Raw genomic sequence first — 15,631 nt, 5'->3', positions numbered from 1 at the left:
CAAACCGTGTGTAATACGTAGTCTTAAATCTTTAGGTGTTTAGCATTTGATAAAAATTCAACTTCAATTTCTTCTTCTTTTGAAAGAAGGATTGTGTCAATTTCTAACGGTGTAAACTCAGACAGCCTTTCAATCAATTTGTGCCGATAGTGAATAGCGTCTTGTAAGCTGATAAATTTTTTGTCATAGATTATTGCAATATCAATATCAGAAGGATTCTCTGAGTATAAAATCGATCCAAAAAGGTAATGGTCAAAGTGTTTTTGAGGGGGAATACTTAATTTAATCATCTTTCCTTTTGTGTATAATCAATAAAAGCATTGCCACTATAATGGATAGCTCCAAAGAACTCTCTATAGTTAAATAAACCTACATTCATTGATTTGGCCAATTTTTTGGCTTCATTTGAGTACCGATTATAAAATCCAATTAGGACAATACAATCTATATCATGCAAATTAGAGCTGATTTCAAGTATATCAGCTTCGCCTGCAATGTAGATATCAGCTACTAAAACCTTAATATCTGGTTTATTGTCGGTTCTGTTTATTAGATACATGTTGTTTCCTAAATCAGTAATACATCTTACTGCTGAATGCCCATTCATACCATTCTTAAAAAAGGTTTTACTTGATGGAGCGACTTTTTCTATGTTTTTTTCTCTCATTGAAATATATTTTCAAAGTCAATTGGAAAGGTCGGAACTGTAGAATTTACATCTCCGGAAATTTTATTGTACTCAAAACCTGCTCTATGCAATTTAAATTCTATAAATAAACCGAATTCATTATCCCTTAAAAGTTCTTGATTCTGTTCAACTGTTGACTCTATTTTTCTATTATTGGGTAATAACTTTTGTATCGATAGCTTTTCCCACATAAATTCGGTTTCCATCGGCTTCGTTTTCGCATTTTCAGAGTAAGGACCATATTTATCAAATATTGCCTTATTCTCTGCAAATAATAGTCTTAGGTATTTCGCTGCTTCTTTTCGTGAATCAAATTTGGGTGCATGAAAAAGATTTTTGATACTTTCCACATGGTTCTTTTTCCATTGTTTTATAGTATCATTAGGGAATAGCTGTGGGTTTTTGTCAATAGTTGTATGGCAAGTTGGACATAGCAGTATTATATTTTCAAATTCATCTCGCTGACTTATGGGTAAATTATTTTTGCCCCTTGGTCCATTTTCCCTTTGTCCTATAATGTGTGCAAGCTCTTCTATATTTGTTATTTCTCCACTTTCAAAAAATGGGAATAAGTCTGCATGACAATCTGGCTTGCCACAGTAGCCTCCTGAAGAGGCCCATAACTTTCTTTTAACTTCTGTACTTATACTCATATTAAGAAATATGCATAATTTCGAGATTGATGCAATAAGTTATCCAAAGTATATAATATACAGTAAGAATAACATAACACTAATATTCGCAAAAGTAGCAATTATTTGTAAAACAGTCTAATTTAGTTCTATATATCTGTCTTTCTTCTTTTATCGGAGATTTATTGTTCTTGTATGTTGAGTTGGCCGGGGATTCTTCTGTTCTTCATAGCATTGTAGTATTTAAAAGATATGGTACAGTTCCCGTTGGTAGCCGAATGGCTTTTTAAATCGTTGTTCTGTCTGTTGGAACAGAATCTTATGGTGACATATTTGTTCTTTAGAACAATGTAGCTTGTTGGTTTCAGATACTATAAATACTTTACGCATGAATTATGTTCGCAGTTACATACGGTTTGGAGATTTTTCGATTAAATTTTAGTCCCACGATTTATCCACCGATAATATACTTGAAACGGCTATTTTTGCTATCTGCCAAAAAAAAGAAATCCCTGATAATATCTGATTATCAGGGATTTGCTTGATTTTTCTTGTTGTTTCAGTGATCCGCCTGGGGCTCGAACCCAGGACCCCAACATTAAAAGTGTTGTGCTCTACCTGCTGAGCTAGCGAATCAATCCTTGTTGCAAATCAGTTATTTCCTGATTGCGGGTGCAAAGGTAGTGACTTTTTTTATATTTGCAAGCAAAAGCTATAAAAAAGTTTGTACTATTTTTCAATTTCTTCTTCACGTTGCTGATCCTCAGTATATTCCAGATTTGATTCACTTATTCTTTCTCTGTTAATAATGAAACGTTGATAATAAGAGAGCATCAATGTTGTTAGTGGGAGTGCTATAATCATACCTAACATTCCCATCAATGATCCCCAAATAGAAAGTGAGAGTAGAATAATGGCAGGATTTAATCCGGTTATCTTTCCCATAATTTTGGGAACAATAAATGTATCCTGGATAATTTGAACAACTATAAATACAGCTGAGGCCGAAGCAATGATTATCCAGAAATTCTGTCCGGTATCGGCCGCTTTAAGAATGGCTAACATGATCGTAGGCAGGAAACCAATAATCTGAAGATAGGGGACCATGTTTAAAGCACCGATAAATAACCCTAATCCGATAGCCATTGGAAAATCTATAATGAGAAAACCGATACTGAATAATATACCTACACAGAGAGCCACGAGGGCTTGCCCACGGAAATAAGTATTCATACCATTCTGGACATCTTTAATGAGGTTGGTAGTGAAAGTACGATATTTAGCAGGTAGTAAGTGTATCCAGCCTTCGGCAATAGACTCGTAATCCAATAAGATGAACACTACATATAATAGGATGATAAAAGACGCCAGAATACTAAATAAGAAGTTTATAGATTCAGATAACAGCATCCAAAGCTTAGGCACTGTACTCTTTACAGCGTTGACTATATTTTCTTCGCTGAGAATACGGCTCAAGGCATTCATGTCTATATTTTCCTGAATAAAATCGGCAAGGCTTTTCGGCACATTTGAATTGTCGGCTATACCATGGGTGAAGTACATGACCAAAAGATCTTTCACTTTTCCAAATTCTTCTAACAGTGGAGGTACCAGAAAGTAAAAAGCGGTAACTCCAACTATTGTAATGGAGAATAATGCACAAAAGATAGAAAGTACCCGGCTTTTTAAACGTAACCTGTATTGGAAAAGTTTGACTAACGGATAAATTAAATAAGCAATGAGCCATGCCAGAAAGAAAGGTAACAATACTCCGCTCAGCCTTTCAACCAGCATTAATACTCCAACAATAAGAATACAACAGATTGAACCACGTATAAAGCTGTCGAATGTTATTTTCTTCCTTTCCATATTTATTGATTTTTTATCCTTTTTCTTTATCTTCTTCTAAAGCACGCAAATAGCATTCGCGGCACAAGGGTTCATACTCGGCTGTTTCTCCCAACATTACTTGCTTGTCGTTTTTTACAGTTCGATGTGAAAAGGAAGCCAATTGGCCGCACTTAACACAAATGGCGTGTACTTTTGAAACTTCATCGGCTATGGCACACAGTCCGGGCATTGGGCCAAAAGGATTACCCTTAAAATCCATATCCAGTCCGGCAATGATTACTCTTATCCCATTATTTGCCAGTTGATTACATACATCGATCAGACTGCTGTCGAAAAACTGTGCTTCATCTATACCTACTACATCAATCTCAGATGTGAATAATAATATACTGGCTGACGAATCAATAGGAGTAGAGGAGATTGCGTTACTGTCATGTGAAACGACATCGGCTTCAGAATAGCGCACATCAATAGAAGGTTTGAAAATTTCTACACGTTGGCGAGCAAACTTAGCACGTTTGAGACGACGTATCAATTCCTCTGTTTTTCCCGAAAACATGGAGCCGCAGATAACTTCTATTCTTCCTCTTCTTCTAGTTTCCTGTATGTGATCTTCTGAAAATAATACCATGATTTAGTGTGTTATATTTGGTTGCAAAAATAACACTTTTGTTCGCTTTCTGATGTTTTTTCATTATTTATTTCTACATTTGCGGCATCTACAAAAAGGTAAACAAGAAGGCTATGCAAGCACTATTGACCAACATAGAACTGGATATTCAGGAGTTAAAGTACCTGATGAAGGCTTTCGAACGTGAGCCTAATGGGACCTTACGCGAAGTGTTGAAGCGGAATATTCTGCAAATGCGTGACCGGTTGGACCAGATGTTGACAGAGCTGGATACTGTACAGAAACCTGTTGAAGGAGAGAATATTCAACCCATTCTAACAGAAAAAGAGATAGAGGAAACTATTCTCGAAGAGGTGGAAGAAGAAAAAGAGACTTTACAAGTAGTAGAATCTCAATCACAAATAGAGGTGCAGGAGACAATAAAAAATGTTTCTGCAGGATCTATATTGGGAGAGCGTATCAGACCAGTGACGGACTTACGGCGATCTATTAGTTTGAATGATTCTTTCCGTTTTTCACGTGAATTATTTAATGGTGATAGTGAGCAGATGAATCGGGTTATAGAGCAGATCTCTGAGATGAGTTCTTTGGATACTGCCATTGCTTTTCTGTATTCAAAGGTAAATGTTGATGAAGAGAATGAGGCTATGATTGATTTCCAGGAACTTCTCAAAAAGTATTTTAATTAATCGGATAATGAATATGGGAAAATTATACGTAGTACCCACGCCGGTAGGAAATCTGGAGGATATGACTTTTCGGGCTATCCGGATACTGAAGGAGGTTGATCTCATTCTGGCTGAGGATACACGTACTTCCGGAATATTGCTGAAACATTTTGAAATAAAGAATGCAATGCAATCTCACCACAAGTTTAATGAACATAAAACGGTGGAGAGCGTTGTTAATAGAATAAAGGCTGGTGAAACGGTGGCTTTGATTTCGGATGCTGGTACGCCTGGTATCTCTGATCCGGGATTTCTTGTAGTACGCGAATGTGTGCGTAATGGCATTGAAGTACAATGTTTACCTGGTGCAACAGCTTTTGTTCCGGCATTGGTGGCTTCAGGATTGCCCAACGAGAAGTTTTGTTTTGAAGGCTTTCTTCCCCAGAAAAAGGGGCGTATGACGAAGCTGAAGTCTCTGGTAGAGGAACGCCGTACGATGGTATTTTATGAATCTCCCCATCGTTTGTTGAAAACATTGACGCAGTTTGCGGAATATTTTGGTCCGGAACGTCAGGCCAGTGTGTCCCGGGAGATTTCTAAAGTCCATGAAGAGACTGTTCGGGGTAATTTGACTGAACTAATCGAGCATTTTACCGAGACTGATCCTCGTGGCGAGATAGTAATTGTAATTGCAGGAATAGACGATTAAATAACTTCATTTAAAAAACGTAAAAACGTAAACGTATGAAAAAGTTAGCAGTTTTAATTGTATGCGCAGCCATGTTGGCTTCGTGTGATGGTTTTAAAGGTGGTAGTAAAGACCTTAAAGCTGAAAATGATTCTTTATTGATAGAACTGACACAGCGTAATGCCGAGTTGGACGAAATGATGGGAACATTCAATGAAATTCAGGAAGGTTTCCGCCAGATAAACGATGCTGAGAGCCGTGTAGACTTGCAACGTGGCACAATAACAGAAAATTCATCATCTGCAAAACAGCAGATTGCTTCTGATATTGAATTCATCACTAAACAAATGGAAGAGAACAAAGCTCAGATTGCTAAATTGCAGGCTATGTTGAAGAGTAGTAAGAACAATTCTGCTCAGCTGAAGAAAGCGGTTGAGTCTTTAACTCAGGAGTTGGTTGCTAAACAACAACGTATCGAAGAATTGCAGGCTGAACTTGCTTCTAAAAATATCCGTATTCAGGAATTGGATGCTGCTGTTAGTGGCCTTGCTGCTGATAAAGAGTCTCTTGCTGCTGAAAATGAAGCGAAAGCTAAGACTGTGGCAGAACAGGATAAAGCAATCAACGCTGCATGGTTTGTATTTGGAACGAAATCAGAATTGAAGTCTCAAAAGATTCTTCAAAGTGGTGATGTATTGAAAAATGCAGATTTCAATAAAGATTATTTTACTCAGATTGATATCCGTACTACTAAAGAAATTAAATTGTATTCAAAACGTGCAGAGTTATTAACTACTCATCCTGCCGGTTCTTATGAATTGGTAAAAGACGATAAGGGACAACTGACTTTGAAGATTACAAATCCAAAAGAATTTTGGAGTGTATCCAGATATTTAGTTATCCAGGTTAAATAATGAAGTATAAAAATCTCTTTTTTGATTTAGACGATACACTTTGGGCATTTTCGGCAAATGCACGTGATACATTCGAAGAGATGTATTATAAGTATAAGCTGGATGCTTTCTTTGATTCCTTTGAGCATTTCTATTCGCTTTATCAACGGCGTAATATAGAATTGTGGATGGAATATGGTAACGGTCAGATCACCAAAGAGGAACTCAATCGTCAGCGCTTTCTGTATCCTCTTGCGGCAGTGGGCGCTGGCGATTTTGCTTTAGCGAAAGCATATTCGGATGACTTTTTTGCTGTTATCCCAACTAAAAGACGGTTGATGCCTCATGCGAAGGAGGTACTTGATAATTTGGCTTCGCGTTATAATCTTTATATTTTGTCCAATGGCTTTCGGGAGCTTCAATACCGTAAAATGTGTTCCGGGGGAATTGAATCTTATTTTAAAAAAGTAATTCTTTCAGATGACATTGGGCTTTTGAAACCAGCTTCGCAGATCTTTCATTTTGCACTTTCGGCTACTCAATCAGAGTTGCGTGAATCATTGATGATCGGGGATAGTTGGGAGGCCGATATCGTAGGAGCCAATGGGGTAGGGATGCACCAGGCCTTTTACAATGTTTCCGGTCGCACCGAATTTCCTTTCCAGCCCACTTATCAACTGAAAGACCTGAAAGATTTGTTGGAAATATTGTAGTATTTATAGATAAGTCGTACTTTTGCGTTGAAAAATAACGTATAAAGATACAACTGTTATGGAAACTCTTTTGCCTTTTGCTTTACTGTGTTTTACCTCCTTTTTTACGTTGACAAATCCTTTGGGTACGATGCCTGTATTTCTGACGATGACACATGGAATGACGGATAAAGAGCGGCGTGCAATTGTGCGGCGTGCCACGATTGTATCTTTTCTTACCCTTATGGTCTTTGTGTTTGCAGGGCAACTCCTTTTTAAATTTTTCGGTATCTCTACCAATGGATTCCGTATTGCTGGTGGGGTCATTATTTTTAAGATTGGTTTTGATATGTTGCAGGCGCGTTATACGCCTATGAAATTGAAAGACGAAGAGATTAAAACTTATGCCGATGATATTTCGATTACCCCTTTAGCTATTCCGATGTTGTGTGGACCGGGTGCCATTGCCAATGCCATTGTGCTGATGGAGGATTCTCACACTATCGAAATGAAAAGTGTCCTGATAGGGATGATTGCATTGATTTACTTTATTACTTTTCTCATTCTTCGTGCTTCAACCCGGTTGGTTAAAGTTTTAGGTGAAACGGGCAATAATGTAATGATGCGTTTAATGGGACTTATCCTGATGGTGATTGCTGTGGAGTGTTTTGTCAGTGGATTAAGACCTATTTTAGTCGGGATATTGAAAGAAGGAATGATGTAGGGAATTGCATTGTTGTTAAGATCATCCGATGGATGCATGATTGTCAAAAAAGTAATTACAAGATTTTTTTAAGAAGAGATGTGAGGCAGGATTAGAATGTTTTTCCTTATGTAATCTCTTGATTTATAGCGCATACAGACCTCTTGCTTAAAGGCAGGTAAGAGTGTACATTTATGCGAGTGTTAATTGTACACTTTTGCCACACTATATTGTACACTCTTGGTATGTTAAAGTGTACATTCTTGTAAAGTAAATCCTTACTGTTAAAAAAGTACATTAACGATATTAACAAACGTATTTGACGAACGAGACTATTTCTATTGTTCCGGATAATGTTTTTGGGATGAGTGGCAATGTTTAATATAGCTCGAAAGTCTGTACCTGTGGTAAGTACAGACTTTCGAGCATTTTACTAGTTAGTTGGAAATCAATATTAATGTTGTACGAAAGTGGGACGTATCATCTTTAGGAATATTTACTGAATATTCCATTATCAAATGCGTCCCACTCATTTTTTCAAATTATAAGTCGGATATATATTGAACTACTTCAACTATATCCTGAGTACTGTTTTTTATTCGGTTCTCTTTTATGAATGATGTTATTTCCTTTTTTAAATCAGGGAATAACTTTATTAATTCTTTGGCTTTAGAGAACTTATTCAATTCATTAGCTATTTCAATATAATACCAAACATAAGGCTCTGCTTTATAGTTTTCGGGTAATTTCAATTGATATATTTCACCGGATGTATTTAGTGACGAGATATTATCAATAGCTGTGGTTGAAGAAGTACCATAACCGATATTTTGTGCCCGGACACTCATACGGCAACGATAGGAAGCATATAAAGTATATCTATCTTGTGTGAGAACCTCATAAAACCGATTATCCACCGGGATAAACTTTCGTTTATCAAAATATATGGTATCAATCTGATCTATCGGATACAGCGCCATATTTTTCCCTTCTTGCGAGGTGTAAATCATCTCTTCTGTAGCCTTGTTGTAGTTAAGAGTGGCATGTGTCCTTTTTTGATTCTTGTATAAGACGGTAGCCTCTCTGAACTGATCAAATATAAAATGATGATTTGTATTTTGCCCTTTAGTATTGATAGAAATACCTGACAATAAGATAATCAAGCCAATATAGGTTATTTTCATTCTATAAATATTTTTCGTTTGTATATGTCATTTCCGGATAAAACAGACACAATATAAGTACCTTTCGAGAGATGTTTTAATGAGAGCTGGGTAACGTTTTTAACATCTTCCAGAATTTTTCCAGAGATGTCTACTACTATGATATGGTCAACATTCGTATCCGCTGTTACATACAGTATTCCCTCATTAAACAATAACTGTATTTTTCTATTGTCTGAAAGATTTTCAAGACCTGTTGGAATGGAATTTATATCAAATGTTAATTTGTCATCTTCCATAATTACATTAGTTATTCTTAAACCACCATCAGAATCATCTGACAAGAAAGGTTTTGGAAAAGTTTTATCTGTCATAACGGCTCCTGAGTTAGTTTGATAGGCAGCTTCATCCAGGAAACCATTTTCTGTTAATGAACCAAATGGACGATAGATATATACTTCATCCGGTGGTCCGTTACGATTTCCATCTTTAACTGTTGTATTGATTCTATAGATAAGTAATCCGGAACGGATCAGATTTTTTTCATAACGTCCCTCTTTCTTCCTGTACTCCAATACATAATATTCATTGGGATTGGTGGAGTTCACTCTATAGCAACTGTTTTCTGCACTTTGTGACAACGGAAGTAAAGTGTAGGTACCAGGTTGTGTGATGGTTGGCATCTCTTTTATCCAACTTTGTCCTGCATATCTCCATTTCATATAGGCACCCATATGGCACCAACCACTGTTCATCAGGTCCCAACTGCCTACAGGATCCAGATTTTTGCTCTCTTCGCTATAATGATACAAATCCGGTGCTCCCAATGCATGAAACATTTCATGGCAAAGTGTATTTATAGTTACTTGATTTTCGGGTTGGAATACATAATCCATCACGCGTTTGCCATGAATATAACATTCTTTGGTGTATAATGACCAGCGATGTGCCCATAATAAGTCACTCCAGCCATCACTGTTTCCTTGAACAACAAAACATACATTATCTATATAACCGTCATTGTCATTATCCAATTCTTCCGGAGTGAAATCTTCTTCAATAGAAGCTTTTACAGCATCAATGGCATTTACAATTAAATTATGTTCTCTATTTGTCGATTCATCACTTGTTCTATACCCATCCGGATTGGTTGTTGCGTTATAAGGACGATAGAACCCTCTTTTATGAAAGTCAATATATCCGTCAGTTTTAGTTTCTAGATCAGCGGCTTTAGGATAGAAATGAGAAGTTATATCAAGGCTACTATATGAAACTTCTTGATAATAATCTTTTAAGGAACCACTGGAAGAGGTTGTACTGTTGAACCTGCTATCGTATACTGTTCTTTTTTTTGAAAATGTAGTGACATCCTGAAAAGAGACGAAAATAACAATATTATTTAATGGATTTTTATGAGATGCATATTGAGGCCTTGAAGCTCTTGTTATAGCTTGATTTCGCATTTGCTCCCGCCGTTCTTCATATCGTTTTTTCGGAATCTTCAGCCAGGGATTGATACTTACCTCTTTGGGTAATGCCTTGTCTGCCCGGCAAGAGGAGGGGACCATTTCACCTTTATCGTTTTTCACTGCATAGTAGCAGTAACCATCATCCGCTTGCACAATAGTATATCCGTCTTTATCATGCACCCAATGATAAAATTCATCTCCTGATGCATATAGAGTTAATTGACTTCCATCCGCCTGAGTCACAATCGTCTCCAAAAAACGGAAAGGGGCTGCATACGTTAACAGGCAACAATAGCATAATAGCAGGATTATAGATATATATTTTTTCATAATATAGTTGTTTTTAGGCAAATAAGGCCACCCTAAAGGTGACCTTATTGCAAATAAATTTATTTATAAGACAAAATCCGCTATTTTGCTTTAGTAAATACAATTCCGTCTTCAAATAATGTGAAATATCCGCCGGATGCTCCTGTTGTAGGATGGATAGCCTGGAAGCCCAATCCGTACTCACAAGTTATGACTCCGTCTTCAAAGATGCCCGTTAAGGCATTTAACGTATATAAATCTTCACCGTCAACATGAGTTGCTCTGAAATAACGGTTCCAATTATCTGTTGGTTTAGGTGTTGGGCCGATGTACTGATTGTCTTTGATAGAAATCATAATCTCACCTTCTACCTCTTCAACACTCATAGTAGCCAAAGTACCATAACCGAAATTAAGATTCAAGACATTTACGTCATCATCAGAAGCAGTAACCACTGCCGGTATACTTACATCAGTTCCATCAAATCCGGAAGTACCTGTTATGCTGTATGTACCAATGATAGCAGCCCACGGATGCTCATCATCAATAATACTTACTCTGACAGAATTTTGCACAGTTTCTTTTAAAACTGGTACGGTACTCGCAATTACCAAATTAAATGTTTTTTTCCCTGTAAACAGATCATTGTCTATTGCCTCAATTTCTATATACTGAGTTCCAAAACCTTCTTCAAAAACGATTGTTTTGTTTTTGATATTGAAATCAGTACCTTCAATAGCCGGAACAGCTTCGCCTTCTGTTACTGCTGCTACATTTACAGTTACTTTCTCTCCATTAGGTAATCCTGCCAGAGCAATTGGAATTTTAATTGTTTCTGTTGCATTTTCATCAATGGAAGCTGTTGCCTCAGGAAAACTTACAAAAGTATCTTCTGCAAGAAATGATTGAGGCTCATTGTCGTCGCATGATGTTATTGCAAGTAACAAGCCGCCAATCAAACTTAAATATTTTAGTTTTTTCATTTATGTATTCTTTGAAAGTTAATACTTGTTTTGAACCATATTCTTATTCGCGTCGATTTCAGACTGCGGAATCGGCATTACGTAATACGGGCTATCTGCCGATACATGCTGAGTAGAAGAGGGTACTCCTGAACCATCAGCCATAAAACCCTTTCCATCTCTCTGTACGTCTTCGTGTCTACGTTTCAAATCAAAGAAGCGATGTCCTTCGAAAGCCAACTCTAAACGACGTTGTAGTTGAATTTCTTTTTCCAGAGCGGCTCCGGATTCGGTTCCTTCTTCATAATCAGAATAACGTCTTTCTTTCACCAGATTCAAGTCTGACAGGGCATCATCATAATTTTTCAAATTATAGTTAGCTTCCGCACGTGTCAGATATACCTCTGAAGCACGGATGATAGGAATATCAATCAAACCTGTAGATTTACCTCCGTTATTATATTTCCATACTACATTGTATGCTCCTCCATTTACAAGTTTAATTTGTGACCGGCGGATGTCTGTAGATTTATACAGTTCATTCAAACTATAAGTTACCGAGTAATTAGCGATATAAGAAGACTCGCTACCCTGTCCCCAATCATTACCGGGTAGGTATCCATTATCGGCAGTAATTGCAATACGGAATAATACCTCAGGAACTTCCATGCTTGTAGTGAATATTTTGGAGAAATCACTAATGCTTGCAATATCAGAGCCGTCTCCGGCAATAGCATCTGTAGCAGCCGACACAGCTTTTGCATCTTCGCCCATTGTCAGATACACACGAGAAAGAATAGCGCTGATAGATTTCTTGTTCAATCGGCTGTTTACACTTTTATTATAGTTGTCACTCATTAACTTTTTAGCGTTTTCCAGATCTTCTACCAATCTTGAATAAACGTATTTTACTGTATGTCTGGAAGGAAGGTCTACTTCTGTATAATCTTTGTAAGTTACACCAAGATCACCATCGCTTGCAGTTTTATAATCTTTTCCATAAGCACGTACAAGGTCAAAATGTATCAACCCTCTCAGTGCCAAACATTCTGCTAATAGATTGTCGCTTATTGTTTTCTCATTGCCCTGGAAAGTGTTTTCTTTCTCTAAGCGGGTAATTACCTCATTAGCACCTAAGATGGCATTATATGCTGAACTCCATAGTCCACTGATTCCATATGTGTCTGCATAATATCTGAAATCTGAGAATTCATTATATATCTGGCGGCCATTACGGTTCAGTACCAGGTTGTCGGACATTACATCCGGAACCATTAGCATAAAATTAGCAGTATAATATTGACTACGCATTGATTCATACACACTTTTAGTGGTATTATCAAAGTCTTCGATACTTTCCAATGCATTATCACTATTTAATGAATCATGTGGAGTAGTATCTAAGAAATCAGCACATCCTGTCATTGCAAAAACGAATACAGTTGCAACGGGTATTATTGTTTTTTTTAATAATTTCATATTTTATCTTTTTTACAAATTAAAAGGTGTTATTAGAAACCTATCTCAATACCAAACATAATGGTGCGTGCTGCCGGGAAACTGAAATCAAGTACAGATGCAGCGGGACCGGCTGTAGCAGCTAATCCTGTTGTAGGTGAATCACCTACTTCCGGGTCTAATCCAGAGAAATTAGTGATTGTGAATAGATTCAATCCTTGTGCATAAATCCTGAGATTTTCCATACGCAATGGTTTTAACCATCTTTTAGGTAAGGTATAAGCTAAGGTTATGTTCCTCAAACGCAAGTAAGAAGCATCTTCCAGATATCTGGTTGATTGATAACTTTGGTTATTCAGACTTTGTTTAGGGATATTGGTAATATCACCGGGTTTAGTCCACTGATTGTAGAGGAGTTTCTTATCAAGGTTCTGGTCTATCATTGAACCATCGCTTTGAGTAAAGAAATTAATATGATTATAGATATAATTACCACCCGAGAAGTAGAAATCACCACTAAGTTCAATTCCTTTATAAGCCAATTTGGCTCCAAAAGAACCAAAGTATTTAGGATCCGGAGTTTTATCGTCAAGGATTACTGCGTCGTCAGAGTTATATACATTGGTTATTTTACCGTCTTTGGTATAATAGAGAGCATCACCATTAGCCGGATTTACTCCTGCCCAACGTACCATTTTGTATACATTGATAGGATGTCCTTCACTTACAAGGCTGTTCCAGCCGATTGTAATATCGTTTCCTTCATATAATTTCAGAACCTTGTTCTTGTTCTGTGAAATCATACCGTTGAGGCTGAAGGTCCAGTCATTTGTTCTGATAACGTCTCCACTGATAGCTAACTCATATCCCTTATTTTCCATTTCTCCTACATTATCGATACGGCTGGAGAAACCTGAAGTCATAGAAAGACGGGTTGCCAAAAGCAAATCTGTTGTTTTACGTTTGTAAAGGTCAAAAGTCACACTCAGGCGTGAGTCAAAGAAAGAAGCATCCAAGCCGACTGAGGTCTGCATACTCTTCTCCCATGACAAATTGGGATTCGGCAATCGGCTTGGATAAGCTGTCGATTCGCTGTTATAACTACCATAACCGTATACACCTTGAGCTGCGTAATCACCGATATTGTTATTACCCGATGTACCTACACTACCACGGATTTTTAAGCGTGTTAACCACTCAATATTTTCCAGGAATCTTTCTCTTTCCATATTCCATCCCAGACCGACTGCCCAGAAAGTACCGAACTGGTTGTCTGCACCAAAACGAGAAGAACCGTCACGGCGTAAAGCTACATCTAAAATATACTTATCGTCATAGGTATATCCGGCAGAACCCAGATAAGACAACATTTTCCATTCAGTAGTTGTACCTAACACGTCTTTATTAGTTGAACCAATGCTGATAGCATCCAGCTTTCCGGTAGCAAATCCTTCTACCATGGCATTAATTCTTCTGTATTTACTTGCCTGTGCTTCCATACCGACTACAGCTTTCACTGCATGTACAGAGTTGAATGTTTTTTCGTAAGTCAACATGTTAGTCCATAACCAAGTTGCTCTTTGAGTAAAGTTGTCATTTCTATAACCTTTAGGACCATCAGGGCTCAATATGTTACTTAATTGAGATTCCGGTTTATTATATTGGTACTGGATTGCTTGATTGAAGTCAACACCGGCTACAGTTACATACTTAATTTCATCCCAGATTTTCCACTCCAGATTGAACGCTCCTACAATTTTCAAACGATTGATGTATGAAGGATTGTTATCGATATTTTCGAAGATATTTAATGGTACTCCTCCTACTGTAATATCTGTATTATAAGAACCATCTTCATTGAAAGGTGCATCATAAGGGTTAGCACTATATACATAGTTGAAAGGATTTAAAGCATTACGGTCAGTTCTTAACAATCCTTCTTTAGAAATGCCGGCAGAAGTTGCTACTCCCACTTTTAGGCGATCACTTACAGTATGTTCTACATTGATACGGGCTGTTTCTCTTGTAAGGTATGATCCCGGAACAATGGCATCTTGATCATAATACTGTCCGGAAATATAAAATTTAGTCTTTTCACTACCTCCTGACATGTTCAATTCATACAATTGAGTTGCGCCGGTACGGAATATTTCATCTGCCCAGTTTGTACTTGGGTGAGCAGCAATTTCCTCGTCTGTCATTGCACCACCATTGGCACCGCCTGTAGCGCCATATCCGCTTCCTAACTGTCTTTCATAAGTTAGTTTCTCCTGTGCATTCATCATTTCAAACTTGTCAGTGGTCTTAGTTGAAATTCCGTATTGTGCCCGAATACTAAAGGTCGTTTTTCCGCTTTTTCCTTTCTTGGTGGTAACAAGAATAACACCATTAGAGCCTCTTGATCCATATATAGCTGTTGCAGAGGCGTCTTTTAGGATAGACATGTACTCGATATCATTTGCATTTATAGATGCAAAATCCGTAGAAGACATAGGTACACCATCTATTACATATAATGGATCTGATCCGGCAGAAATGGAACTTGTTCCACGTATTTTGATATTTGCTCCTGCTCCCGGACGTCCTGTAGCGGCGGTAACTTGAACACCTGCAGATTTACCTTGCAATGCTTGGTCAAAACTGGTTACTGGCACTTTGGTTAGCTGTTCTGCTTTTACGATATCAACAGATCCTGTCAGCGAACTTTTTTTAGCCGAACCATAAGCAACTACTACCACTTCGTCAACCATCTGCGAATCAGACTTAAGTACAACTCTCAGATTCGGTTTAATAGCCACCTCTTGCGTCTGCATTCCGATATAAG

At 37.5% G+C, this 15,631-nt stretch carries 15 protein-coding genes and 1 tRNA gene; 5 read left to right on the top strand and 11 right to left on the bottom strand.

The window, feature by feature from the left end:
- Positions 1 to 23 precede the first annotated feature (23 nt).
- From HCG69_RS19410 to HCG69_RS19385, 6 genes are all read right to left on the bottom strand, one after another.
- A complete protein-coding gene (locus tag HCG69_RS19410; protein WP_007483883.1) occupies positions 24 to 290 on the bottom strand; it encodes a nucleotidyltransferase domain-containing protein in 267 nt (88 codons plus the stop codon).
- The gene (locus HCG69_RS19405; protein ID WP_007483884.1) at positions 287 to 667 is read right to left on the bottom strand and encodes a hypothetical protein; all 381 of its coding nucleotides are present in this window, start codon (positions 665 to 667) and stop codon (positions 287 to 289) included. The genes HCG69_RS19410 and HCG69_RS19405 overlap by 4 nt, the downstream gene beginning before the upstream one ends.
- A complete protein-coding gene (locus tag HCG69_RS19400; protein WP_007483885.1) occupies positions 664 to 1,341 on the bottom strand; it encodes an HNH endonuclease in 678 nt (225 codons plus the stop codon). Before HCG69_RS19400 ends, HCG69_RS19405 begins: the two co-directional genes overlap by 4 nt.
- 542 nt (positions 1,342 to 1,883) lie before the next feature.
- Positions 1,884 to 1,956: transfer RNA gene (locus HCG69_RS19395), tRNA-Lys, on the bottom strand.
- A 93-nt stretch (positions 1,957 to 2,049) separates the two neighbouring features.
- Positions 2,050 to 3,189: an AI-2E family transporter gene (locus tag HCG69_RS19390; protein WP_002559190.1), complete on the bottom strand. Its 1,140-nt coding sequence runs from the start codon at positions 3,187 to 3,189 to the stop codon at positions 2,050 to 2,052.
- Positions 3,190 to 3,202: 13 nt separating this feature from the next.
- On the bottom strand, positions 3,203 to 3,802 hold the full coding sequence (locus HCG69_RS19385; RefSeq protein WP_002559191.1) for a thymidine kinase: 600 nt from the start codon (positions 3,800 to 3,802) through the stop codon (positions 3,203 to 3,205).
- 113 nt (positions 3,803 to 3,915) lie between these two features.
- Here HCG69_RS19385 and HCG69_RS19380 point away from each other — a divergent pair, with 113 nt between their 5' ends.
- From HCG69_RS19380 to HCG69_RS19360, 5 genes are read left to right on the top strand one after another with little or no spacing between them, the layout of a single operon-like run.
- Positions 3,916 to 4,491, top strand: a complete 576-nt coding sequence (locus HCG69_RS19380; RefSeq protein WP_007483949.1) for a hypothetical protein — start codon at positions 3,916 to 3,918, stop codon at positions 4,489 to 4,491.
- Positions 4,492 to 4,504: 13 nt separating this feature from the next.
- A complete protein-coding gene (gene rsmI / locus HCG69_RS19375; protein WP_044095025.1) occupies positions 4,505 to 5,179 on the top strand; it encodes a 16S rRNA (cytidine(1402)-2'-O)-methyltransferase in 675 nt (224 codons plus the stop codon).
- A 35-nt stretch (positions 5,180 to 5,214) separates the two neighbouring features.
- Positions 5,215 to 6,072 carry a hypothetical protein gene (locus HCG69_RS19370; protein WP_007483952.1) on the top strand — a complete coding sequence of 286 codons (858 nt, stop codon included), beginning with the start codon at positions 5,215 to 5,217 and terminating at the stop codon, positions 6,070 to 6,072.
- Positions 6,072 to 6,764 (top strand): YjjG family noncanonical pyrimidine nucleotidase, encoded by a 693-nt coding sequence (locus HCG69_RS19365; protein ID WP_007483954.1) that lies wholly within the window; start codon positions 6,072 to 6,074, stop codon positions 6,762 to 6,764. The genes HCG69_RS19370 and HCG69_RS19365 overlap by 1 nt, the downstream gene beginning before the upstream one ends.
- 58 nt (positions 6,765 to 6,822) lie before the next feature.
- On the top strand, positions 6,823 to 7,467 hold the full coding sequence (locus tag HCG69_RS19360; protein WP_002559196.1) for a MarC family protein: 645 nt from the start codon (positions 6,823 to 6,825) through the stop codon (positions 7,465 to 7,467).
- A 521-nt stretch (positions 7,468 to 7,988) separates the two neighbouring features.
- Here HCG69_RS19360 and HCG69_RS19355 read toward each other — a convergent pair.
- From HCG69_RS19355 to HCG69_RS19335, 5 genes are all read right to left on the bottom strand, one after another.
- Positions 7,989 to 8,630 (bottom strand): hypothetical protein, encoded by a 642-nt coding sequence (locus tag HCG69_RS19355; RefSeq protein WP_007483957.1) that lies wholly within the window; start codon positions 8,628 to 8,630, stop codon positions 7,989 to 7,991.
- Positions 8,627 to 10,408: a M6 family metalloprotease domain-containing protein gene (locus tag HCG69_RS19350; RefSeq protein ID WP_007483959.1), complete on the bottom strand. Its 1,782-nt coding sequence runs from the start codon at positions 10,406 to 10,408 to the stop codon at positions 8,627 to 8,629. The genes HCG69_RS19355 and HCG69_RS19350 overlap by 4 nt, the downstream gene beginning before the upstream one ends.
- Before the next feature lie 80 nt (positions 10,409 to 10,488).
- Positions 10,489 to 11,370, bottom strand: a complete 882-nt coding sequence (locus HCG69_RS19345; protein ID WP_007483961.1) for a Calx-beta domain-containing protein — start codon at positions 11,368 to 11,370, stop codon at positions 10,489 to 10,491.
- An 18-nt stretch (positions 11,371 to 11,388) separates the two neighbouring features.
- Positions 11,389 to 12,828 carry a RagB/SusD family nutrient uptake outer membrane protein gene (locus HCG69_RS19340; protein WP_007483963.1) on the bottom strand — a complete coding sequence of 480 codons (1,440 nt, stop codon included), beginning with the start codon at positions 12,826 to 12,828 and terminating at the stop codon, positions 11,389 to 11,391.
- Positions 12,829 to 12,860: 32 nt separating this feature from the next.
- Positions 12,861 to 15,631: TonB-dependent receptor (locus HCG69_RS19335; RefSeq protein WP_255586319.1), on the bottom strand; the 2,771-nt coding region annotated here is incomplete at its 5' end.

The sequence above is a fragment of the Bacteroides sp. K03 genome (assembly GCF_019734355.1).
Lineage (GTDB): Bacteria > Bacteroidota > Bacteroidia > Bacteroidales > Bacteroidaceae > Bacteroides > Bacteroides nordii.
The sequence above is the reverse complement of the archived record's forward strand: the minus strand, read 5'-3'. Positions and strand labels throughout refer to the sequence as shown.